General features: G+C 43.7%; 21 protein-coding genes. 17 read left to right on the top strand and 4 right to left on the bottom strand.

Annotation, left to right across the window (positions count from 1 at the left end; translation table 11 throughout):
* Positions 1-35 precede the first annotated feature (35 nt).
* The 15 genes from AC1DCV_RS07520 to glgB all read left to right on the top strand — a co-directional run bounded on the left by AC1DCV_RS07520 (position 36) and on the right by glgB (position 14,888).
* Positions 36-1,037: an alpha/beta hydrolase gene (locus AC1DCV_RS07520; RefSeq protein WP_477022613.1), complete on the top strand. Its 1,002-nt coding sequence runs from the start codon at positions 36-38 to the stop codon at positions 1,035-1,037.
* Between the two features lie 79 nt (positions 1,038-1,116).
* Positions 1,117-1,740 (top strand): DUF4294 domain-containing protein, encoded by a 624-nt coding sequence (locus AC1DCV_RS07515; protein ID WP_441574029.1) that lies wholly within the window; start codon positions 1,117-1,119, stop codon positions 1,738-1,740.
* 46 nt (positions 1,741-1,786) lie between these two features.
* Positions 1,787-2,284, top strand: a complete 498-nt coding sequence (locus AC1DCV_RS07510) for a hypothetical protein (protein WP_477022612.1) — start codon at positions 1,787-1,789, stop codon at positions 2,282-2,284.
* A 35-nt stretch (positions 2,285-2,319) separates the two neighbouring features.
* Entirely contained in the window at positions 2,320-3,048 is a 729-nt protein-coding gene (bshB1, locus tag AC1DCV_RS07505) for a bacillithiol biosynthesis deacetylase BshB1 (RefSeq protein WP_477022611.1), read from the top strand.
* Between the two features lie 451 nt (positions 3,049-3,499).
* Positions 3,500-4,405 (top strand): serine hydrolase, encoded by a 906-nt coding sequence (locus AC1DCV_RS07500; RefSeq protein ID WP_477022610.1) that lies wholly within the window; start codon positions 3,500-3,502, stop codon positions 4,403-4,405.
* Positions 4,406-4,829: 424 nt separating this feature from the next.
* Complete coding sequence (locus AC1DCV_RS07495) at positions 4,830-5,384, top strand: peroxiredoxin (protein WP_477022609.1); 555 nt, start codon at positions 4,830-4,832, stop codon at positions 5,382-5,384.
* Positions 5,385-5,495: 111 nt separating this feature from the next.
* A complete protein-coding gene (locus AC1DCV_RS07490; protein ID WP_441574025.1) occupies positions 5,496-6,083 on the top strand; it encodes a carboxymuconolactone decarboxylase family protein in 588 nt (195 codons plus the stop codon).
* Between the two features lie 194 nt (positions 6,084-6,277).
* Entirely contained in the window at positions 6,278-6,514 is a 237-nt protein-coding gene (rpmB, locus tag AC1DCV_RS07485; RefSeq protein WP_133810272.1) for a 50S ribosomal protein L28, read from the top strand.
* A gap of 30 nt (positions 6,515-6,544) precedes the next feature.
* Positions 6,545-6,727 carry a 50S ribosomal protein L33 gene (rpmG, locus tag AC1DCV_RS07480; RefSeq protein WP_133810271.1) on the top strand — a complete coding sequence of 61 codons (183 nt, stop codon included), beginning with the start codon at positions 6,545-6,547 and terminating at the stop codon, positions 6,725-6,727.
* Positions 6,728-6,801: 74 nt separating this feature from the next.
* On the top strand, positions 6,802-6,975 hold the full coding sequence (locus tag AC1DCV_RS07475) for a DUF4295 family protein (protein ID WP_079468085.1): 174 nt from the start codon (positions 6,802-6,804) through the stop codon (positions 6,973-6,975).
* A 263-nt stretch (positions 6,976-7,238) separates the two neighbouring features.
* A complete protein-coding gene (gene ftsY / locus AC1DCV_RS07470) occupies positions 7,239-8,201 on the top strand; it encodes a signal recognition particle-docking protein FtsY (protein ID WP_477022608.1) in 963 nt (320 codons plus the stop codon).
* Positions 8,202-8,412: 211 nt separating this feature from the next.
* Entirely contained in the window at positions 8,413-9,294 is an 882-nt protein-coding gene (locus AC1DCV_RS07465; protein WP_477022607.1) for a cupin-like domain-containing protein, read from the top strand.
* Positions 9,295-9,514: 220 nt separating this feature from the next.
* Complete coding sequence (gene rimO, locus AC1DCV_RS07460; RefSeq protein ID WP_441574022.1) at positions 9,515-10,822, top strand: 30S ribosomal protein S12 methylthiotransferase RimO; 1,308 nt, start codon at positions 9,515-9,517, stop codon at positions 10,820-10,822.
* Between the two features lie 79 nt (positions 10,823-10,901).
* On the top strand, positions 10,902-12,707 hold the full coding sequence (locus AC1DCV_RS07455; RefSeq protein WP_441574021.1) for a DEAD/DEAH box helicase: 1,806 nt from the start codon (positions 10,902-10,904) through the stop codon (positions 12,705-12,707).
* Between the two features lie 246 nt (positions 12,708-12,953).
* Positions 12,954-14,888 (top strand): 1,4-alpha-glucan branching protein GlgB, encoded by a 1,935-nt coding sequence (glgB, locus tag AC1DCV_RS07450; protein WP_477022606.1) that lies wholly within the window; start codon positions 12,954-12,956, stop codon positions 14,886-14,888.
* Positions 14,889-15,026: 138 nt separating this feature from the next.
* Here glgB and AC1DCV_RS07445 read toward each other — a convergent pair whose 3' ends face one another.
* Together AC1DCV_RS07445 and AC1DCV_RS07440 are read right to left on the bottom strand one after the other, a co-directional pair.
* Entirely contained in the window at positions 15,027-15,557 is a 531-nt protein-coding gene (locus AC1DCV_RS07445) for a hypothetical protein (RefSeq protein WP_477022605.1), read from the bottom strand.
* A gap of 125 nt (positions 15,558-15,682) precedes the next feature.
* Positions 15,683-16,444, bottom strand: coding sequence for a glycoside hydrolase family 11 protein (locus tag AC1DCV_RS07440; RefSeq protein ID WP_477022604.1), 762 nt, complete (start codon positions 16,442-16,444; stop codon positions 15,683-15,685).
* A 549-nt stretch (positions 16,445-16,993) separates the two neighbouring features.
* On the opposite strand from AC1DCV_RS07440, the gene AC1DCV_RS07435 reads away from it, so the two are divergent.
* Both AC1DCV_RS07435 and AC1DCV_RS07430 read left to right on the top strand, forming a co-directional pair.
* The gene (locus AC1DCV_RS07435; protein ID WP_477022603.1) at positions 16,994-17,902 is read left to right on the top strand and encodes a DUF4382 domain-containing protein; all 909 of its coding nucleotides are present in this window, start codon (positions 16,994-16,996) and stop codon (positions 17,900-17,902) included.
* Positions 17,903-18,022: 120 nt separating this feature from the next.
* Positions 18,023-18,601: a toxin-antitoxin system YwqK family antitoxin gene (locus tag AC1DCV_RS07430; RefSeq protein ID WP_477022602.1), complete on the top strand. Its 579-nt coding sequence runs from the start codon at positions 18,023-18,025 to the stop codon at positions 18,599-18,601.
* 669 nt (positions 18,602-19,270) lie between these two features.
* On the opposite strand, the gene AC1DCV_RS07425 is transcribed toward AC1DCV_RS07430, so the two are convergent.
* Both AC1DCV_RS07425 and AC1DCV_RS07420 read right to left on the bottom strand, forming a co-directional pair.
* Complete coding sequence (locus tag AC1DCV_RS07425) at positions 19,271-21,673, bottom strand: glycoside hydrolase family 31 protein (protein ID WP_477022601.1); 2,403 nt, start codon at positions 21,671-21,673, stop codon at positions 19,271-19,273.
* A 237-nt stretch (positions 21,674-21,910) separates the two neighbouring features.
* Complete coding sequence (locus AC1DCV_RS07420; protein WP_477022600.1) at positions 21,911-23,014, bottom strand: WD40/YVTN/BNR-like repeat-containing protein; 1,104 nt, start codon at positions 23,012-23,014, stop codon at positions 21,911-21,913.
* Positions 23,015-23,135: the final 121 nt, after the last annotated feature.

Raw genomic sequence — 23,135 nt, 5'->3', positions numbered from 1 at the left:
CTTATCTACATTTAGTGTCATTAAATTTCCTTATAATGCGTAGGTGGTTGCGTATTGCGCTCATCATTATAGCCACACTTTCAGTGGTATACCTCCTTGGACCGAAACCGGCCGATCCGGTATATAATCATCGATTACCGTCCGTACCGGCTACCGGTGCTGCGCTGGATGATTATATCGATGCCAGGGAAGCAAAGCATCACTTGAAGCCAGATAACCAGGCCCGCATTGTATGGTATGATTCCCTGCATCGCAAAACACCTTATGCTGTGGTATACCTGCATGGCTTCTCCGCCAGCCAGGAAGAAGGTAACCCGGTACACCGCAATTTTGCCGCACGCTTTGGTTGCAATCTTTATTTATCGAGATTGGACGGGCATGGAATAGATACTTCAGATCCGCTGTTGCATATGACCGCCGAGGGTTTGTGGAAAGATGCAGAAGAAGCGTTGAGTATAGGCAAAGCGCTGGGCGAAAAGGTGATCCTGATGAGCACTTCTACTGGTGGTACGCTGGCATTGCAGCTGGCTGCCGCTTACCCCAACGATGTTTATGCCCTGATCAATATGTCGCCAAATATTGCTATTAATGATAACCTTGCCTTCCTGGCGAATAATCCATGGGGCCTGCAACTGGCCAGGGCGGTCAGCAAGGGGGATTTCAGGCGTGGCAGTGATAAAGACCCGGAACGGGCAAAATACTGGTACACCGATTATCGCCTGGAAGGGGTGGTACAGCTGGAAAGTCTGCTGGAATCTACCATGACCACACAAACATTTGAAAAGATAAAACAGCCGGTACTGAATCTGTATTATTATAAAGATGAAACACACCAGGACCCTACTGTAAGAGTGGGAGCTATTTTACAGATGCAGGAGGAATTGGGTACCCCTGATATGGAGAAGGAGGCCATCCCCATTCCAGGTGCAGGTGCACACGTGATAGGTTCATCGTTGACTTCGCATGATTTACCGGCGGTTGAAAAGGCGATCAGTGAATTAGCTATCAACAAGTTAAAAATGACCCCGGTACAGTAACATGATTTAGTTAGCGGCAAATCTGAAATCTTTTTTAACTTGTGGTAACATTCTACATTTAAGCAACGTTAAGTAATCTATGCGTCTTCGTTTCAAACAGATCATCGTTTTTGTTTTCCTGGTACTGGGCATATCCCTCTGTCACACAGGTGCGATGGCGCAGGAGGCACATGGTGCGGATGTTATTCCGTTGCATGCAATTGTGGTGGGTAAAGACACCATTCCGGTTATTACGCTCGCTATATTCGATGTGGTGGAAAAAATGCCGAAAGCACTGCGTAAGGAGCGCGAGCGCTGGAGTCGTTTACGAAATGCCGTTTATGTAACATATCCTTATGCCAGATCTGCCGCAAAAGTGCTGAAAGACGTGAACTCCAGCATGGCTAATATGAACAAAAGAGAGCGCAAAGCTTTCCTGGCCACCAAAGAAAAAGAACTCAAAGCCCAGTTTGGCGATAAACTGGAAAATCTCTCCGTATACCAGGGCAAAGTACTCATGAAACTCATCGACCGCGAAACCGGTCAGAATTGCTTTGAAATTATCAAGGAACTCAAAGGCGGATTTAATGCCCGTGTATGGCAAACCGTTGCTTTCTTCTTTGGTGGTAACCTTAAAAGCGAGTATGACAAGCAGGAAGATAAAGACATCGAGGTAATTGTTCAGGAGCTGGAAATGTACCAGCACTACCGCGCCTATAATTAATTCTGCTATCTTCGTAATATTCGCCTGTAAAGAAAAAGGGACTATTATGAAAGCAAGGATCTTACTTATCAGCTTACTGTTTATTTCAATAGGCGCTATGGCGCAATCTGTAGAAGATGATGCCCCGGTGTATGTGCTGGACAGTGTGGTAGTGACCCAGGCAGCCATTGGCCAGGTAACACCGGATCGCATCGGTGTCATCACCATTGCCAAAGGTTCCAAAGCGGTGTTGAAATACGGCAGCCAGGCAGCCAATGGCGTAGTATACATAGAAACCAAACCCTTTGCCCGTAAAAGGGTCAATGCACTGTTAAGCAGCCAATCTCCCGCATACGACAGCCTGTTGCGCAAATACGGCAACGACAGCAGCTTTTATTTTATTGTAAACGGCAAGCCCGTAACGCCCACCAACGAAACCGGTTTAATGACAGTTGACCGCAAAACATTTCGCGCTGTCAGGATCATTGATGAAAAAGAGGTACAGGATAAGTACCAGGTAATGGACCGGAAGGCGGGCGTAGTCATTACCAGCTCAGAAGATTAAATATTTTCCCATCTTTGCACCTCAATTTACAGCATATGAAACTAGATATACTGGCTATAGCTGTGCACCCGGACGATGTGGAACTGGGCTGTGCAGGCACACTGATGGTACATGCGCAACAGGGAATGAAAGTAGGGGTGGTAGATCTTACGCGTGGAGAACTGGGTACCCGCGGTACTCCGGAGCTACGGATACAGGAAGCAGCAGCTGCAGCAAAGATCATGGGACTGGAAGTACGCGAAAATCTCGGTCTGGCGGATGGTTTTTTCAGAAATGACACCATGGAGCAACTGGCGATCATTGCGGCTATCCGTAAGTATCGCCCGGATATTGTACTGGCAAATGCCATTGATGATCGTCATCCGGATCATGGACGGGCCGCCAAACTGATAGCTGACAGCTGTTTTATGGCTGGCTTAAGGAAAATCGAAACATCTTCAGACGGGCAGCCACAGGAAGCCTGGCGTCCAAAGCAGGTATATCACTTCCTGCAGGACCGTTATCATGAACCAGATTTCGTTATAGATATTACACCAGTGATAGACAGGAAACTGGAGGCCATCAAGAGCTTCAGCTCCCAGTTCCTGGCGCCAAAAGACAACGAACCCCAGACTTATATTTCCGGCTCCAATTTTTTTGACAGCGTGGTGTATCGTGCCAAAATGCTGGGCAAAATGGTAGGAGTGGAGTATGCTGAGGGATATACTTCCGCTAAAATGATTGGTGTCCGGAGTTTTGCGGATATGATTAATAAAACTACCTAGCAGTTAGCATTCAGCCGTTAGCTTTTAGCAAAATGCAGCGTATACCAGTCGGGGTACGCTGCATTTTGTTATGTGGCCAGCTTGTCTGGGATCAGGTTGAAAATTTGGTGGATAGTGTAAGTTTTAAGCATAAAACCCTCATCATTATGGTCAACTTACCTTTTCATTATGTACACTCCGCCTAGCCTATGCTTAGCATCCGCTATGCACCTATAGTAGCACTGCAGGGGAGGTGGACTTGACGTGGACTTGACGTGGACTTGACGTGGACTTGATGCGGGGATGACGAAGACCAGATGGAGGTTGGAACCAGCCATAGTGGCTCCGCTAAAGATAATTTAGCGGGTTGAATGGAATATTGAGAAAAGATATTTCCCAATTTTTTAATTTGATCCTTTGTCAGTCCGGTGGGGATATAGAATTTACCTGCTATTTTTTCTATCTTGGTTATATGAAAAAGTTACCCTCCCTGCTACTCCTGCTTCTGGTTGCTTTATCCGCCGGCGCCCAGAAAACCGATAAACGGCTCACTGCTATTTTAGCGCCCCTTCTGGAGGCTTTCCACGGGCAGGCTGGTATTTATGTGCATCACCTTAAAACGGACCGTATAGTGGCTATAAATGCCGATACCACGTTTCCTACAGCCAGTATGATTAAAACAGCGATACAGGTAGGCATTTTTAACAAGTTGGCGAAAGGGGAGCTGCAATATCACCAGCATCTGGTGTACAGGGATTCGTTGTTATACAAGGGGGAAGACATATTAGGGTCTTTCCGGGATAGCGAACAGATTACGCTGGATAAGGCAGTGATGCTGATGCTGACAATGAGTGACAATACGGCCAGTTTGTGGCTGCAGTCACTGGCTGGCGGGGGCCTGGTAATTAATCAGTGGTTGCAGGAGCATGGATTTGAGCATTTGCGGGTTAATTCCCGTACGAAAGGGAGGGAAGCGAACCGGCAGGAATATGGATGGGGGCAGACCAGTCCAAGGGAAATGGCGAGGTTGCTGGAGATGATTTATAAGGGAGAAGTGATTAGCCCTGCCGCAAGTGAGCGGATGTACCGTAATCTCACCCGTAACTACTGGGATGGGGAAGGGGTGTTACAGGTACCCACAAACGTTCGCACCGCGTCAAAAAATGGCGCGGTGGATGAATCACGTTCGGAGGTGATCATGGTAAATGCGCCTCACGGCGATTATGTGTATTGTATTATTACCAAAAACAACAAGGACCAGGGTTGGAACCATGATAATGAGGCATGGCAATTATTGCGGAAGGTGGGTTTTACACTCTGGCAGTATTATGAACCGGCCAGCCAATGGAAACCCGACCCCGCTTTGGGGCAGTTTTAGGAACGGTCAATGGGACCCGCTAAACACTAAATGAACAGATCTCGGGTAGCGTCAAATTCATCGTGTTTGATGATGCTGTTTTTGATAAACGGAATCAAAGCAAGTCCAATCGTTATAACCACCAGTAAAAAGTATTTTTTCTTCATTTCCATGCTATTTGTATTAAAAAAGTCCACTTATATAACTAAATAACGTGCCAAAATGTTACAGAAATAGCATTAAAATGTTAACTCCGGGATATTTTTTTTGATTATATAGGCGATTGTTGTCATACCCCTTGCTGACACAGTGGAAAAGGTGATATATAGAGAAACTCAATGTCACATTTTTAAAATCTATTTGATTACTAATGAATGTAATGTGATCTTTGCGCCGTCAAAGAATAAAAATCATTAGTCTGTAAATCAAAAAGAGAATAGTTATTATGAAAAATGTTATCTTATCCGTAGGGTCAGAGTTTCCCGAATTCAAAAAAACGGCTGTTGTTTCTATCGAAAAAGGTAAAGAATTTTACGAATTGTCTTCTGAAGAACTGAAGAATTCCGGCAAATGGATGGTGATGTTCTGGTGGCCTAAAGACTTTACTTTCGTATGTCCTACTGAAATAGCTGAATTTAACAAACATGCACAGGATTTCGCTGATCGTGATGCTGTATTGATCGGTGCTTCTACTGACAGTGAATTTGTACATGCTGCATGGAGAAGAGATCATGATGATCTGCGTGGATTACAATTTCCAATGCTGGCTGACACTTCCAAATCTCTCGCTACTGAACTGGGTATCCTGGAAGCCAACGAGAAAGTTGCTTACCGTGCTACTTACATTGTAGATCCTCAGGGTATTGTACGTTGGGTTTCTTTATACGACCTGTCTGTAGGCCGTAGCGTAAAAGAAGTTTTGCGTGTACTGGATGCACTGCAAACAGATGAGCTGTGTCCCTGCAACTGGACTAAAGGCGAAGCTACGCTGACTGTTTAATTTATTAAGTCATTTTATTTTATTGTTTGAATATTTTGCTGAGATGGGGTTCCGCTTCGTTCCGGCAAAATATTCAAATAATAAAATCATGGAATAAAAAAAATACATATTATGTTTGCAACTACAAATCAGGATACGGCAGTTCAATTACTGGAAGCAGTGGGTTTGACAGGTGAACAGGTATCCGGCAAATTGCAATCACTGGTAAATGTGGATGCGCGTTACCTGAAAGATTTGAAGATCAATGTATCCAACTCTCTTGCGGCAGCTACGCTGTCAAAGAAAGAGGCTTACCTGATCGGGGTGGCGGTAGCCGTGAATGAGAAGCATACCGACCTGCAGGCGGCTTTTGAAAAGCTGGCTATCCAGGAAGGTGCAGTGGATAAAGATATCGCAGAAGTGATTAGTTGTACTTCCCTCATGAATGCCAATAACGTGTTTTATCGTTTCAGGCATTTTGTGAATAAGGAATTTTACACCACTACACCTGCCGGTATCAGGATGAGCATTATGGCCAACCCGGTATTAGGGAAAGAATTTTTTGAGCTGTTGAGCCTGGTGGTATCTGCACTCAATGGTTGCGAAATGTGCGTTACTTCCCACGAAGAAGCCTTGTTGAAACATGGTACGGATCAGCAAAGGGTGTTGGAAGCGGTAAGATTAGGCGCTGTTTTACGTAGCCTTGTTGTATTATTGTAAAATTATTTTTCAGATAAAAGACAGATGAAAATTTGTCTGATAATCATTTGATTATCAATAATTTGCATTGTGTTCACATTTTAAGTAAAGGCGCTTTATAAGTGACTTTAAATGTACTTGTGAATAAATTCATTTAATAATATTTGCAAAATCCATAAATAAATTGGACTTTTGCATTCCTAAATTTTTAGATCATGGCAAGAGTATGTCAGGTGACAGGAAAGAAGCCGATCACAGGTCACCATGTTTCCTTCTCCAACATTAAGACAAACAGAAGGTTTCTTCCTAACCTGCAAAAGAAGCGTTTTTTCCTGGCAGAAGAAGACAAATGGATATCATTGAAAGTTTCTGCTGATGGTATCAGAACCATCAACAAGAGAGGTTTGTATGCAGTTGTGAAGGAATTGCGTGCAGCTGGTCAGGCAATCTAATTCTAAGACTCACTTAATTTGTAATACACAATGGCAAAAAAAGGCAATAGAGTACAGGTAATTCTGGAGTGCACAGAACATAAGACTTCTGGCAAACCCGGAACTTCCCGTTACATCTCTAACAAGAATAAGAAGAATACTCCTGAGCGTCTGGAGTTGAAAAAGTACAATCCTATTTTAAGGAAAGTAACTGTTCACAAGGAAATTAAATAAGTAATTGTTGATGGTGAATGGCTGTATTTGCATACCAGCCAATTAGCCATTAGACCATAAAAACAATAGATACAATGGCAAAAGTAGCTTCAAAGAACGCGAAAGTCAAAGATACTAAAGCAGCAGCTGAATCAAAAGTATGGACTAAGGTGATCAGAGCAATCCGCTCTCCTAAAACTGGTGCTTATACTTTTAAGGAAGCAATTGTACACAAGGACAAGATCCAGGAGTACATGACACAAAAGTAATTCGGCTTTACTAATAATACTGAAAGGCTGTCCCGTTAAACGGACAGCTTTTTGTGTTGATATAGCTTTTAGCCGTTAGCTTTTAGCTTTTAGCAAAATGCAGCGGGTATATAATTTATGCCCGCTGCATTTTGCTAAAAGCTAAAAGCTAACGGCTAGAAGCTAAAAAGACGTATTTTAGCAACTTGTTGTAAATGATGCTGTGATTAAGCAGCCGGATAACTCAAATAAACCGGGACGACCCGGACCCAATTAAACTAACTATGAGCTTTTTCAATAAACTATTTTCCAGGGAGAAAAAGGAAAATCTGGATCAGGGTTTACAAAAAACCAAAGAGAGCTTCCTGAGTAAAATAGGACGCGCCATTGCAGGGAAGTCAACGGTAGACACCGAAGTATTGGATAACCTGGAAGATGCCCTTATTTCTGCTGATGTAGGCGTAGATACAACTGTAAAAATCATTGACCGGATAGAACAACGTGTGGCGAAGGATAAGTATCTGGGAACCAGTGAATTAAACAGGATGTTGCAGGAAGAGATTGCAGCCATTCTGGTAGACGCACCGGATAGTGGGTTCCGTGATTTTGATGTACCGGCAGGTAAAAAGCCTTATGTAATCATGGTGGTAGGCGTAAATGGTGTGGGCAAAACCACTACCATCGGGAAACTGGCCTATAACTTCAAGAAAGCAGGTAAATCGGTGATGCTGGGTGCTGCGGATACATTCCGTGCTGCGGCAGTAGATCAGCTGACTATCTGGAGCGAAAGAGCAGGGGTGCCCATTGTAAAGCAACAAATGGGTTCCGATCCGGGGGCTGTGGCCTTCGATACAGTACAAAGCGGCACCGCTAAAGATGTAGATGTAATTATTATAGATACGGCAGGCCGTTTGCACAATAAACTCCATCTGATGGATGAGTTGGGCAAAATCAAACGTGTGATGAAAAAGGTAATTCCGGATGCCCCGCATGAAGTATTGCTGGTGCTGGATGGCTCTACCGGTCAGAATGCCCTGGAGCAGGCGAAGCAGTTTACTGCTACTACAGAAGTAACCGCACTGGCTATTACCAAGCTGGATGGCACTGCCAAAGGTGGAGTAGTACTGGCCATTGCCAATCAGTTCAAAATCCCTGTAAAATACATTGGTATCGGCGAAAAAATGGAGGATTTACAAGTGTTTAATAAGGAAACTTTTGTAGATTCACTCTTTAGTGTAAATGCTTGATTATCTGACTAATATAACTGTTATTTCATAATTGGCACAAGGCTTGCTTAATATTTTACTTTAAATAAAAAATCATTGTTCGGGCTCCCTGTACGGAGCCCGGCCGTTTTCATCAACATTCAGCCTGTTTCTTTGTTTTGATACAATAAAACTGCATTTATTACATTTGAATATTGTTCCCTTTTTGTACCCTTTTTAACAATTCGTAAGTATGATAGTACAGCACATAGATCGAGTTGAAGATATTACACCAGCGGAATTCAAGAAGAACTACTACCATCCACGTAAACCTGTTATCATCTCGGCAGGAGGCCTCAGCAAAAACTGGCCGGCTTATACAAAGTGGACGTGGGATTATTTCAAATCGATAGTGGGAGACAAGACTGTGGGGGTATATAATAATGAGCGCGCCGGCGTGAATACCCTTGTTAATGGAGCAGATGATTACATTTCTTTTGGTGAATACCTTACTATGGTGGAACAGGGACCGGTAGCCCTCCGCATTTTTCTCTTTAATATTTTTCAGCACGCACCTCAGCTGGTGGAAGATTTTACCTGGCCGGATAACCTGTCCACAGGTTTTCTGAAAAAGTATCCCATGTTGTTTGTGGGAGGCGCCGGTTCAGTAGCGCATATGCATTACGATATTGACCTGTCCCATATCTTTCATACACAATTCCTGGGCAGGAAACGGGTGCTTTTACTGGAAAATAGCCAGGCGCCGTTTATTTACCGCATGCCTTTTACGGTAGAGAGCGCGGCTAACTTTGTCAACTGGCATGAGAACCTGGATTTTGAACAGTTTCCCGCCCTCAAACATGCCAGGGGCTATACCACTATTCTCAATCACGGAGATACCATGTTTATGCCGGCAGGTTACTGGCATCATATGGAGTACCTGGATGGTGGGTTTGCCATGAGTTTACGGGCAATGGATCCTACCTTACTGGGTAAATTGAACGGATTATATCATTTGGTTGGCCTGAGAGGGATGAATAACCTGATGATTAAGATGGCCCCCAAATGGTGGTACTATTACAAAAGAAGACTCGCCAGAGCGCGTGCAGACAAGGCCTTGCAGGAACTGAGCTGATATAGGATGAATAGATGCTAAGTAGCTAAACAACAGTTACTTAGCATAAATTTCCAATTGTCAATTCTTTTTGCTACCTTTGCACCTTCCTTATTTCAACCCCCACTAAGACTCAAGTCACATACAGTAAGTCTGCTGTTAAATTCAATCAGTGTCTGTGTGTCTTCGTGGCGGTAGCGGTTCAAAGAATGCTTGACCGCTTGTTTAAAACAATTCGCGCTTGAAGACAAAAACTTTAAAGAAAGACAAGGTTAATATAATTACGCTTGGTTGCTCCAAGAATATGGTGGATTCAGAGGTGCTGAGTGGACAGCTCGTGGCCAATGATATCGATGTAGTGCATGAAAGTGCCAAACGCGACCATAATATTGTAGTGGTGAACACGTGTGGTTTTATTGACAAGGCCAAAGAAGAATCGATTAATACCATTCTGGAGCAGGTAGAACTGAAACAGCGCGGTAAACTGGATAAAGTATATGTTACCGGATGTCTGAGCGAACGTTATCGTGGCGACCTGGAATCAGAAATTGAAGGTGTGGACGCCTGGTTTGGTACCATGGAACTACCCCTGATCCTCAAGAAATTTGATGCAGATTATAAAGCAGAACTGGTTGGTGAAAGATTACTGAGTACACCTTCTCACTATGCTTACCTGAAAATTGCAGAAGGTTGTAACCGTACCTGTTCTTTTTGTGCGATTCCGCTGATGCGTGGTACACACGTTTCCAAACCCATTGAAGAGCTGGTGCTGGAAGCAGAGAAACTGGTAAAATCAGGTGTAAAGGAAATCATGCTGATTGCACAGGAGCTGACCTACTATGGTTTGGACCTGTACAAACAACGCCGCCTGGGTGACCTGATGCGTGCGCTGGCAGGTGTAAAAGGGCTGGAGTGGATTCGTCTCCACTATGCTTATCCAACGAAGTTCCCTATGGAAATTCTGGATGTGATGAATGAGTTCCCCAATATCTGCAACTATATTGATATGCCATTGCAACATGCTTCCAATGCCATGTTAAAAGCAATGAAGCGTCAGATTACCCGTGAAGAAATAGAAGAGCTGGTACATAATATCCGGGCTAAAGTACCTGGTATCTGTTTACGTACCACCCTCATTGCAGGTTTTCCTGGCGAAACGGAAGATGATGTAGAAGAGTTGAAAGGCTTCCTGGAAAGAATGCGCTTTGATCGTGTAGGGGTGTTTACCTACAGYCACGAAGAAGGTACCAGCGCGTATGCACTGGAAGACAATATTCCGGCAGAAGAAAAGGAGAGAAGAGCGCAGGAAATTATGGAAGTTCAACAGGAAATTTCTCTGGAAAAGAATCAGGAGAAAGTAGGAAAGATCTTCAAAGTAATAATAGACAAGAAAGAAGCGGGCAGATATTTAGCCCGTACCGAGTTTGATTCGGTGGAAGTAGATAACGAAGTGATTATCGATACTACCAAACGCCTGAAACCAGGCGATTTAGTAGAAGTCCGTATCACCAAAGCATTTGACTACGACCTCGAAGGCGAGCTGGTGTAAATAATATTTCTAACAGCTGATAGCTAATCGCTAAAAGCTATATCCACAGCTCCCGACGGAGCTTGATTAATGCAAATCAATGACTACATTTGAATCACTGGGCTTACAAGAGCCTATCTTAAAGGGAATTACGGACCTGGGCTTCGTTTCCCCAACTCCCATCCAGGAACAGGCAATACCAGTATTGTTAGGAGGTGACCGCGATTTCGTAGGTCTTGCCCAGACGGGCACCGGTAAGACTGCTGCATTTGGCCTGCCTTTGCTGCAGCAACTGGATCTGAAAATTAATAAACCACAGAGTCTGATTTTATGTCCTACTCGTGAACTGTGTCTTCAGATCACAAGTGATCTGAAAAATTTTAGTAAATATCTCGGCGATGTTAGCATCGTAGCGGTATATGGTGGTTCCAGCATTGTACAACAATTGCGGGAACTGAAAAGAGGTGTTCACGTAGTAGTGGCCACTCCAGGTCGTTTACTGGATATTATAGAACGTGGTGCCGTTAATTTTGATAACGTGCGTTACGCAATACTGGATGAAGCAGATGAAATGCTGAACATGGGATTCCAGGAAGATATCAACAGTATCTTGTCTAACACACCGGATAGCAAAACTACCTGGTTGTTTTCTGCAACAATGCCGCAGGAAGTTCGTCGTATCGCCAAGAAATACATGGAAGATCCGTTTGAACTGACTGTTGGTAGCAAAAACAGCGGTAACGTTAATATAGAACACGAATACTACATCGTTCGTCCGCGTGAAAAATATGCGGCCCTGAAACGTATCGTGGATTTCAACCCTGAAATTTTTGGTATCATCTTTACCCGTACCAAAATTGAATCACAGGAAATTGCTGAATCACTGATTAAGGATGGCTACAATGCAGATGCATTGCATGGTGACCTGACGCAGCAGCAACGTGATAAAGTAATGAAGCGTTTCCGCGAAAGAGCACTGCAGGTGCTGGTAGCTACTGATGTGGCAGCCCGTGGTATTGACGTGGATAACGTTACACACGTCATCAACTACGATTTACCGGATGACGTAGAAAACTACACCCACAGAAGTGGTCGTACCGGTAGAGCAGGTAAATCAGGTATCTCTATTGCTATCATCAGCGCACGTGATACCGGTAAAATCCGCCAGATCGAAAGAGTACTGGGTAAGAAATTTGTAAAGGCAGAAGTACCGGATGGTTTCGCAGTTTGTGAAAAACAACTGTTTGGCCTGGTACATAAAGTACATAACGTAGTAGTAAACGAAGAACAGATTGAACCTTACATGGAGCGCATCAACGAAGAGTTTGCGTCTATGACCAAGGAAGATCTGATCAAACGTTTTGCTTCTCTCGAATTCAACCAGTTCCTGGAATATTACCAGGATGCACCTGATCTGAATGCAAAAGACGACAGACGTGCAGGTACCCTTGGAGACGACAGAGGTCCACGCAGAAGCGACGGCAAATTCACCCGTTTATTCATCAACCTGGGTTCAGTAGATGATTTCAACCGTGGCGATATGCTCCGTTACCTGTGCGACAACACTGGCTTACGTGGTAATAAAATCGGTCGTATTGATCTGAAAGGAGTTTATTCTTTCTTTGAAGTAGAGAACGAAGAATTGCCTAAAGTAACAGAAGCTTTCAAGAAAGTGGAATACAACGGCCGCAGCGTAAGGATAGAAATGTCTCAGGATGGCGACAGACGCCCACGCACTGGTGGCGGTGGCGGAGATCGTGGTCCACGCAGAGAAGATGGTCCGCGTAAAAGAAGCTGGAGCTCTGAAGGTGGTAGCAGCCGTCCAGGCGGTAGCCGTACCGGTGGTGGCGACAGACGCGAGTCTTTCGGCAGCGGTGGTAAACCTCCGTACAAAAAGAAATACTAATCCGGTTAACGGAGTAGCGATATCGAAAAAAGCGTCTCAGTAATATTGAGGCGCTTTTTTATTTTAAGGACAATTGGCTCGTTTGATTTATTTAAATGGGCGTATCTGCACGAATAGTGAGCAATTAAAGAGGCTGTCAAAGTACCGGGCAGCCTCTTTTCTTTTAAAATAACTGTTTCCCGGTATCTGCCATTTTCCCAAAATTTAACTACCTTGTTTATCTAGACACCCAATTCACACGTTACTATGATCGGAGATACTAATCGCGCTTTACAGTATGTTGAACCGTTTTCCCTATTTTCTTCCAGTGATATTACCCTCTTTCAGGCCGGATCACATTACCGGCTATACGAAAAGTTTGGTGCACACCCTATGGAATTGGAAGGTGCTAACGGGACTTATTTCGCCGTATGGGCGCCGGATGCTGCATTTGTAGCAGTGATGGGTGATTTTAACGGGTGGGACCACTACAGTCACACCTTGCTGCCCCGCTGGGATAGCTCCGGTATATGGGAAGGTTTTGTACCTGGTGTAAAAGCCGGTTCTCTCTATAAATATTTTATCAGGTCTCATAGTGGGGAAGAGTTGATTAAAGGCGATCCTTATGCGAATTACTGGGAAGTGCGTCCTAAAACGGCTTCCGTGGTATATCCGCTGGATTATGAATGGGATGATAAGAAGTGGATGAGCCAGCGGGCGAAGCGTAATTCATTGGACAGTCCTTTTGCGGTATATGAAGTACACCTGGGCTCCTGGCGTCGTCCGGACCCTTCGGATCCGGAGCGTGTTTATTCTTACCAGGAGATTGCTGACATGCTGGTGCCTTACGTGAAGGAAATGGGCTTTACCCATGTGGAGCTGATGCCGGTGATGGAACATCCTTTTGACGGTTCCTGGGGCTATCAGCTGACCGGTTATTTTGCCCCAACTTCCAGGTATGGTACACCCCAGGATTTCATGGAGATGGTGGAAGCATTCCATCTGGCAGACATTGGGGTGATACTGGATTGGGTACCCTCACATTTTCCGTATGATGCGCATGGGTTATATCGTTTTGACGGATCGCATGTGTATGAATATGCGGATATGCGTAAGGGTTATCATCCGGATTGGAACAGCTATATTTTTAATTATGCGCGTAACGAGGTAAGATCTTTTTTGCTGAGTAATGCGGTGTTCTGGTTCGACCGTTTCCATGCAGATGGTTTGCGGGTAGATGCGATTGCTTCTATGATACACCTGGACTATTCCCGTGATAAAGGCGCCTGGGTGCCGAATGAACTGGGTGGAAATGAAAATCTGGAAGCCATCAGTTTCCTGAAGAAAATGAATGAAACGATCTATGCCCTGTTTCCGGATGTTCAGACCATTGCGGAAGATTCCACTTCACATTATGGTGTGTCCAGGCCTACGTTTATGGGAGGACTGGGCTTTGGCATGAAATGGATGATGGGCTGGATGAATGATACGCTGGATTATTTTAAAAAGGATCCGATACATCGTAAATGGTATCAGAATGATCTTACGTTTAGTTTGGTGTATGCCTTTGGTGAGAACTTTATGCTGCCGCTGAGTCATGATGAGGTAGTGCATGGGAAGTCGCCGATGTTGTATAAAATGCCTGGTGATGATTGGCAGAAATTCGCCAATCTCCGCCTGTTGTATAGTTATATGTATACGCATCCCGGTACCAAGCTGCTGTTTATGGGAGATGAGTTTGGGCAGACTTCAGAATGGAATTACCGTGGTGAGCTGGACTGGCACCTGATGCAGCATACCACGCATAAGGGGCTGAAAGCATTTGTGACAGATCTTAATCAGCTGTATGTCAATACCACCGCCTTGTACGAGCAGCAATTTGATGCGGCCGGATTTGAGTGGATTACGGTGAATGATTATGATAATTGTGTGATCGCCTATGTGCGAAAAGGAAAAGAGCAGGGAGACGTATTACTGGTGGTGTTGAACATGACGCCGGTAGTGCGGGAGAATTACCTGGTAGGATTGCCTGTAGGAGGGGAGTGGGTAGAGGTACTCAACAGTGATGCACCTCAGTATTATGGCAGTGGTGTGGTGAATACAGGTATCTTAAAAACAACGCAACAGATCTATAACGGTAGAGACTATACGCTTTCTTTACGTTTGCCACCATTGGGCGCAACGATACTGAAGCTGCAGTAATACAGATGAACCGTCATGGGGGGCGCAAACGCTTTAGTTATCCATGATCAGCCAAGTATACTATTTACGTTGCTGAAAAAATTTAATGCCAGATAAAGGGGCCGTATCATAATAGAAGTTTGTACTCAGAGTGGGAACTTACTTATTTGTTATTGATCTTTTTTTTAACAATTTTTCATATGCAGGCTCCTCATGCTTTTCCGTACCATCAGAAAGCTTTATTCCGGCTTTCTCAAACTCCCGGATTAATCTTTTATCGAAATCTGCGATGTATGATACGAATGGCAAAGAATCTTTTTCTTCAGGAATTGTCTTAAAAGGAACATGCGATTCTTTAAACCTGTGTAAAGTGGCTTTGGTACTATCGTTGCCTTCAAAAAGTACTGAGTCACCGTAGTATGTAATCTTAGCCGCGTATTGATTTGTAAGGTATTTCAAGGAATCATTTTCTATTTTATAGGGAAGCCTGAACCGACCAACTTTCTGATTATAGAAAACTATGTATTGAGAATCAATATCAAATTCGCTATATCCATTTGCCATTGAAAATCTATGCCATTTTCCGATTAGTGATTTTTTATCACCTTCTATGTTTTTAAGATTCGGTGAATCGCAGGCAGGAAGAGCAAAAATGAAAAAAGCAAGAAAACAAAGTATTGATCTCATCATAACTAATTTGTTAAATAATATTAAAGGGCATTCTCTATCCAGGTTAGTGATAGGAAATATCTGCACTAAATACTGCCCGGCTTTTTGCCAGGCAGTCGGTGTCTGTTATCAATTTAAACCAGTGCTTATTGTGCCCAAATAGTACAGTTAATATTACCATTAGTATTAGAGCCCCATGTCTCTGCCACCATAATAGCGGGAATATTTAACTGACCAAGAGTATATCCTAAACTTACCCACTTGTTATAGTGGTTGGCAAAAGTAATGACGTGATTTTGCCCGGTAGAAACTTTTGTAACTCTGGAGCTATAAATCTGTCTGAATCCATCACCACCATCAATATTTTTACCTGTCACCCAACGGGTCCATACATTATAACCTGCACCATCGCTGTCAAATGTCCCCAGATAAGTGCCGGTATGAGGTGATACTGCGCCCCATGTTTCATTCACATAATACTCATAATAAGGGGCTCTGCTCCATCCATACCAGCCGAAAGTACCACCACCAGAATTTGAATAAGTGCCAAGATTATATCCTATTTTGTAGGATGGGGAACCTACAGAATAACCTTTGCCGCAAGTAAAATTACCATTGAATCCGTTCCAGTTAACGCTGTAATTTCCTCCCGAACCATTTGCGTAATTAACTGTACCGGTAGCACCGTCACTTTTCCAAAGTGACCAAAAGAAGCCGTTATGTGTCCCCGACTGGTAGAATGATTCTTCCGTGGCTTTGCCTTTGGAGCTAGTTGTAACTGGCTTGGGATCCGCCATTGTCTCTTTTTTACAGCTTGTTAGCATTGTAGCGCCTGCAAACACAATGATTGCAGCCGCACCAAGGGTAACCCTCCAGGTTACTCTTGTTAGTGAGGTTTGTTTTTTCATAATGGGAATTATTTGGATAAAGAAGCAAAAAAAGCATATTTAAAAATGGAACATTGCTACTAATCAGCAATTTTGTTACACAAATGTTCAATGCTCTGCTTATTTTAAAACCATATCCAAAGGCATGATACCTGTTCACATGCTGCTTTGTTCCCCAATTGATTTTTTCAAAAACTTATATTCAATAAGTTTAAACCACATTGAATGTAAATTCCTTACTGTCTGTACTGTAGTATCTTAAGTGTATATTTTCTCATTTCATTTGAGATAAAATTGATTCAAAGATCCAAAATCAGGAAAATACGGTACACAGTACCTGGATAGTAATACGCAAAAAGAGGATGATTCATTTTTTTAATAATGATACACGATCATTTTTTTGGATTAATTTTTTGTTCGCTTTAAACTTTCCGCACTTCGCACCATCTATTATCCGGACTGTTCCGGAACAGCAATAATGCCAGGCATAAGGCGTTTTATATAGGACGTGAACTTTCAGCCAGATCGAATCGAACGATACTTTTATTAGACACTTAAAACCATTCATTTATGAAAAACTTTCTCCGTAAGCCGGGGCTTGGTTTAGTGATGGCAGCAATCGTTGCCTTTACTATGATGGAAGCCTGTAAAAAGGATAATTCAGCTTCCGTCTCCAATATTCCACCCAATCAGCAAAAGGTAAGTCTCTTCCTTTCCGATGATCCGGGTTATTTCGACAAGGTATTACTGGATATCCGTAAAGTGGAAGTGCTGGTAGATACGTGTGGTAAAACAGATGATGATGGATGGGATGATAAAGACAGATGTTGGTGGGATGAGGATCACGATCACGACAGGAACCCCAAACCTGATACCTGCCAGTTATGGGATTCATTGGGTATTCATCCGGGCATTTATGATCTGCTGACCCTGCGTAACGGAGCAGATACCTTACTGGCCGGTGGTAATGTACACAAAGGAACAATGGAACGTATCCGTATCACGGTAGGTACCCAGAACTCACTGGTAAAAGATGGTGTTACTTATCCGTTGAAGTCTATATCCGGGCAGTCAAAGATTATTGTAAGAGTGCGTCATAATGAATGGGACCAGCTGAGTACAGATGATCTGCAATTGTGGTTGGACTTTGATATACAGCGTTCTATTATCAGAACCTGGAACGGACAGTTCGTTCTGAGACCTTACATCAATGTATTTACCATTCTTAAAATGGGCAGTCTTTCCGGTAGGGTAACACCATGGGATGCATATCCTGTGCTGTCTGTTTACAACAGCAATAAGGACACTCTATATGCGCTGCCATGGAGAAATGGTGATTATAAAGTGCGTGGTCTTAAAGTAGGTGACTGGAGTATATTTGTGAATGCCTCTAATGGTTACAAGGACACTACTATTACCGGGGTGAAAGTAGAACGCGGTAAAGACACGAGGGTAGGAGATATCAAACTACATAAATAATAATTAATCCGGATGGTGATGCGTTAATAGCAGATATCACCGTCCGGATTTTCAATTATATGTATAAAATATTTAACTTGTGCTAAAGAAACAAAGATGATACAAAAGGGATTTTTATATATGCTGTTGCAAGTTATAATGATTAGCAGCAGTTTTGCACAGGTTAAATCCAATCAACGGGATCAGCAACATCGTAAGCAGGGATACTGGGTGGAGGAAGTGGGAGAAGTCAGAGGAGAACCCGGATATACCTGGGAGGGTACTTATAAGAATGACCGTAAAGAAGGGGTATGGAAGAAGACCACTTCCATTGGCAACCTGATAGCGGAAGAAACGTATAAGAACAATGTACTTGATGGTTATTGTAAGTACTATTATTCCAATGGAAAGCCGAGTGAGGAGGGAGCGTTTATTTCTACTGAGATAGAAGGGCAGCGGGATACGATTATGATCATTGATCCGGTAACGAATGCAGAAACTCCTACAGAAATTATCCGTAAAGGAAATTCTGTGCGCAATGGTGTTTGGAAATTGTATGATGAGGAAACGGGGAAGGCCGTAAAGGAATATTATAAACGTGGTGAAACCGTTACTGCCAGCGAGTTGGGGGATAGTACTGCGGAAGAGCAACCTGCTGTTAAAAAAGCCGTTTTACAGCTACCGCATGAAAATGCTGGAAAGCATAAAAAGAAAGGATAAACACAGAAATAAAAATGAACAGAAAAAAAGCTAAAATGAACAAAAAGATTTGTCCATTTTAGCTTTTTTTCTGTAATTTCATTAAAGGATGTTGATCTTCTGGAACCCCAAGTCCACAATGATTTTTATTGTTTAATCCTTTTAATTATTTGTTTGTATGAAAAGCCTGATTATCAACCACGGGGAGAATCCGCAAGAATTGCATGGAATTGATTATACCACGACCGATAAGATGGAGATTCTGTTTAGGGCAGTTTTTATCTTTTTAGTGTTTTGCGCACTGACATCAATTATATTTCTTTCTATTTTTTACTAAGCATAAGCAATCAATACGTGTTGCAATCATCAACACACAAAAGCGTAAGGCGCAAAGGTGATACATCATCTTTGCGCCTTACGCTTTTATGCCCTTCCGGTTATGCTTGCTAAATTGATTTTCTATGCTGTAACTCTTTACAGTAAAGCATTACCAGCGATTTTATTTTTTAATGTTTGCCAGACACTCTTAATTCAACGTTAATAAGTTATTCATTTTGTTCATTATGCCTTTCCAGACACCAGACATTTTGTACACTCAGATTAAGCATCTAATTTAGTATCTCTAAAGTTGGCATAGGTTATGAAACCGGCGCGAGATCTCTATCTGAAGTGCCTTTTCTTTTTTCCACTTTAGTCCTTGCTCATCTTAATTTCTTCAAAGCTTCTTGGTACCACAAATGACACGGTACTATCTGCTAACAGATTTTCCGGCAATAATACCACGGGTTGCCCGTCTACCAGCAACGATGTAGGTTGAAACGGCAGGCCATGTATGATAATGCGATGGTTCTTATAGGAGGTTTCATAATTAACATAAAACTGCTTTCTGAGATGGAACTGTTGCGGCGTAGAATGTTGCTTGAAGCGGATCACATTATATTGTCCGTTTTTGTAGCCGTAATGATCTCCTGCATCTTCATACAGCACACTCTTCACCTCCTGTTCTCCATAATATACGTGCAACAGCATTTCTGTTACCGGTGTTTGCTGTGTGTATTGCATATCGGGATACTGCGGCAGCACCGCACCTGCTTTCACAAACAGGGGCATTTCATCCAGCGGTGTATTCACAGTTACCTCCTGGGCGCCGGTGTATTTAAGATCATTCCAGAAATAATACCAGTTACCTGCGGGCAGGTAAACTGCTTTTTCTTTCATTCCTTTTTCGCTCACATGGCTGAGCAGCAACGCGTCACCAAACATAAATTCGTGGGAACAGTTGTGGGTAGCCGCATCCTGTTGCGCTACAAAGGCCAGCGGGCGCAGCATAGGTGTACCCTGGTTAGCATACTGCCAGAAGGTGGTATATAAATAAGGAAGCAGCTTGTATCTCAGCTTAATGAACTTAGTCACTACTTTTTCATACTCGGTTCCAAAGCTCCAGGGCTCCTGGTTAAAACCGGTTTCATTGCTGGCGGAGTGTGTACGCATCAACGGATGAAATACTGCCAGCTGAATCCAGCGGGTATACAGTTCTCCATCAGGCTCACCGATGAAACCGCCAATGTCGCTACCAGTAAATGAAATACCGGAAACGGCTAAACGCTGGCATTGCACGCTGGCCAGCCACAGGTGTTCCCAGCTGGATACATTGTCGCCGGTCCATACGGAGGACCAGCGCTGGGCGCCGGAATAGCAGGAGCGGGTAATGAGGAAAGAACGATTCGGCATCAGGTATTTTTTCATACCGGCAGCCGTAGCCTTGCTCATCAGGTGACCATATATATTATGTGCCTTGCGGTGACTTACTTCTTCTCCATCATAGTCGTGGCGCACATCTTCAGGGAAGGAGCCCATTTCAAAAACAGCGGGCTCGTTCATGTCATTCCAAACGCCACGTACACCGATTTCAGCCAGACTTTTGAACAGGCTGCTCCACCATTCGCGTACTTCCGGATTGGTATAATCGGGAAACACACATTTGCCCGGCCATACATCGCCTTCCATCAGGGCGCCGTCAGCACGTTTACAGAAGTAATTGTTTTTCATGCCTTCTTTATATACGGCATAATCGGGATCCACTTTAATACCCGGGTCAATGATCACCACTACTTTGAAGCCTTCTGCAGCCAGCTCCTTTATCAATCCTGCCGGATCGGGGAACCATTCTTTATTCCAGGTAAAGCAGCGGAATCCTTCCATATAGTCGATATCCAGGTAGATGACATCACAGGGGATACCGCGTGTTCTGAACTCTTTGGCAATTTCTTTCACCCTGGTATCGGGGTAATAGCTCCAGCGGCATTGGTGATATCCCAGGGCCCACAGGGGAGGTAGTTCCGGTGTTCCGGTAATTTTAGTATAGGATTCTGCTACTTCCAGCAGGTCCGGCCCGTAAATGAAATAGTAGTTCATTTCACCACCACGTGCCCAGAAGCTGCAGGCATCTTCTCTTTCCTTACCAAAATCGAAGATGGTACGGAAGGTGTTATCGAAGAAAATGCCATAACCGATACCATGGTGCAGTCCATAATAGAAGGGGATATTGCGGTAAAGAGGATCCGTATCTTTCTGATAGCCGTAGGCATCTGTACCATAGTTTTCCAGGCGTTTGCCCCGCAGATTCAGTTCGGTAGGCTTATCTCCTAATCCATAAAAGCATTCTCCTTCCTGCACGAGTTTGCTGCAGTACTGAATTTTACCGCCTTTCAACAGGTAGTGCTGCCAGTGGAAGCCCATTTCGTCCTGGTTAATCACTTTGCCTTCTTTATCAGAAATCGTGATACGCAGGTTATCACGGGCTATAAATACCCGGAGGGCATCTGTATATATCTCAAAAGTTTCTTCCCATTCCTTGATACCGAATGATATAGGTGATTCCTCGAGTGTATCGCTGGTGGCGTAGGAGAAGTCCCTTTGAAAAGTGCCGTCAGCGGCGTATCTGAAGCGAATGATCTTATCGGCAATGACCCTTATTTCGAGAATTGTTTCTGTAGTATAAAAACAAAAATAATTACCTTCTTTTTTCCATTCCCTGATACTGTCGGGATAGTGCTTGGCGCCGTATTTACTTGACGAGGTTTCAACTTGCATAATCTCTTTTTCTGGATGCATGGTAATGCGTTACCATGGTCTTAAATTACATAAAAATTCAGAGTAGTTATAGTCAATTCGCGTTAGATGCTGATATTTCTGCGTTTACCCTTTAAATTCAGTGGTTCGCAAAAAATAACGTAAAGTGATTTAATTACTTATTAACTTCATATTAATAAATTTACTTTTTGCTTTAACCTATTTTAGTAGGTGCACCTTTCCAGGAGCACCTTTTTATTAGTGGTTACCCAGTACCGCAATATCTTTTCGGGCCAGGTATACTTTCGTTCCTTTTCTTGCTCTGGCTACTACATTAAATCCATCACCCACTCTTTTCCAGTTTTTGCCGCCATCTTCCGAAATATCTGTGCCGGACGTGCCGGTAGCTATCAGTATTTTCGGGGAGATGTAGGCCACTCCGGACTTGTATCCACCCGGAGGGGTAACCGGAGCGTACCAGTTTCGCCCGCCATTGCTGGTAAGCATACAGTTGCCTTTTCTGGCAGTATCCACTTTATAGTCGCCTCCTACTGCAATGCCGGTAGCGGCATCCCGGAAGGCAATGGAAAATGCGCCTGTGGTACTGCTTCCCTGTACTACCGGAATCGTATAGGCTTGCCAGTTACCACCGGATACAAAAAGTCGTGCCACATTACCGCCGGTGGCAAAATACACTTTCTTTCCGGGTAATGTGACCAGGCTGGTTCCGCTGGCCGCAAAGATCGCCTCCCCGGCGGCGGCAGCAGGCAATGTAGCTGTAGCATCTCCTTCCCAGGAGCGGCCACCATTGTGTGTACGAATGACAGTAAATTTATTATCCAATGGGTCACCGATGGCAATTCCTTCCTGTTCATTAACAAACTGTATGGCATCGAAGAAAATACCCGGGCGGTTATCGTAGTAAACCTGTTTCCACGAAGTGCCTCCATCTTCCGTTAAAAAAATAAGTGCAGGAGCACCGGCATTTAATACAATCGCTTTACGGGCATCAAAAGCATATAGCGAGCGCCAGTCGCAGCTATCGCAACCTGGTACCACGGTCCATTGCCAATGAGCGCCCCCATCTGTACTTTTACCTACCTGACCTTCCGTACCCGAAGCCCATATAATATCATCCGTTACCACGCTGAGGCCCCGGATGCTCTTCGCCGGCGCAGATGTAATGACGTTTATCTGGTATGCTGTTTCCTTTTTCTGGGCGGTTGCCGGTAAAACAGTATATCCTAAATAAAAGCATATCATGGCCAACAGCCCGGCAGTGCGCCTGCGCCCGCCAGCGATAAACAGCCACTGTAAAGTATCTAAGGCTATTATGCCCGGATTTGTTCTAACTGAATTCATAAAGTATATCATTTATTCCCAATCTGTTACCAGCAAGAAAATTACAAAATTGCTACAAAGTGTGGTACAGATTTATATATTTGCAGATTACCTAACCTGCTTACTTCAATAACATAATCAT

It is taken from the genome of Chitinophaga sp. 10T418, assembly GCF_056394125.1.
The sequence above is the reverse complement of the archived record's forward strand: the minus strand, read 5'-3'. Positions and strand labels throughout refer to the sequence as shown.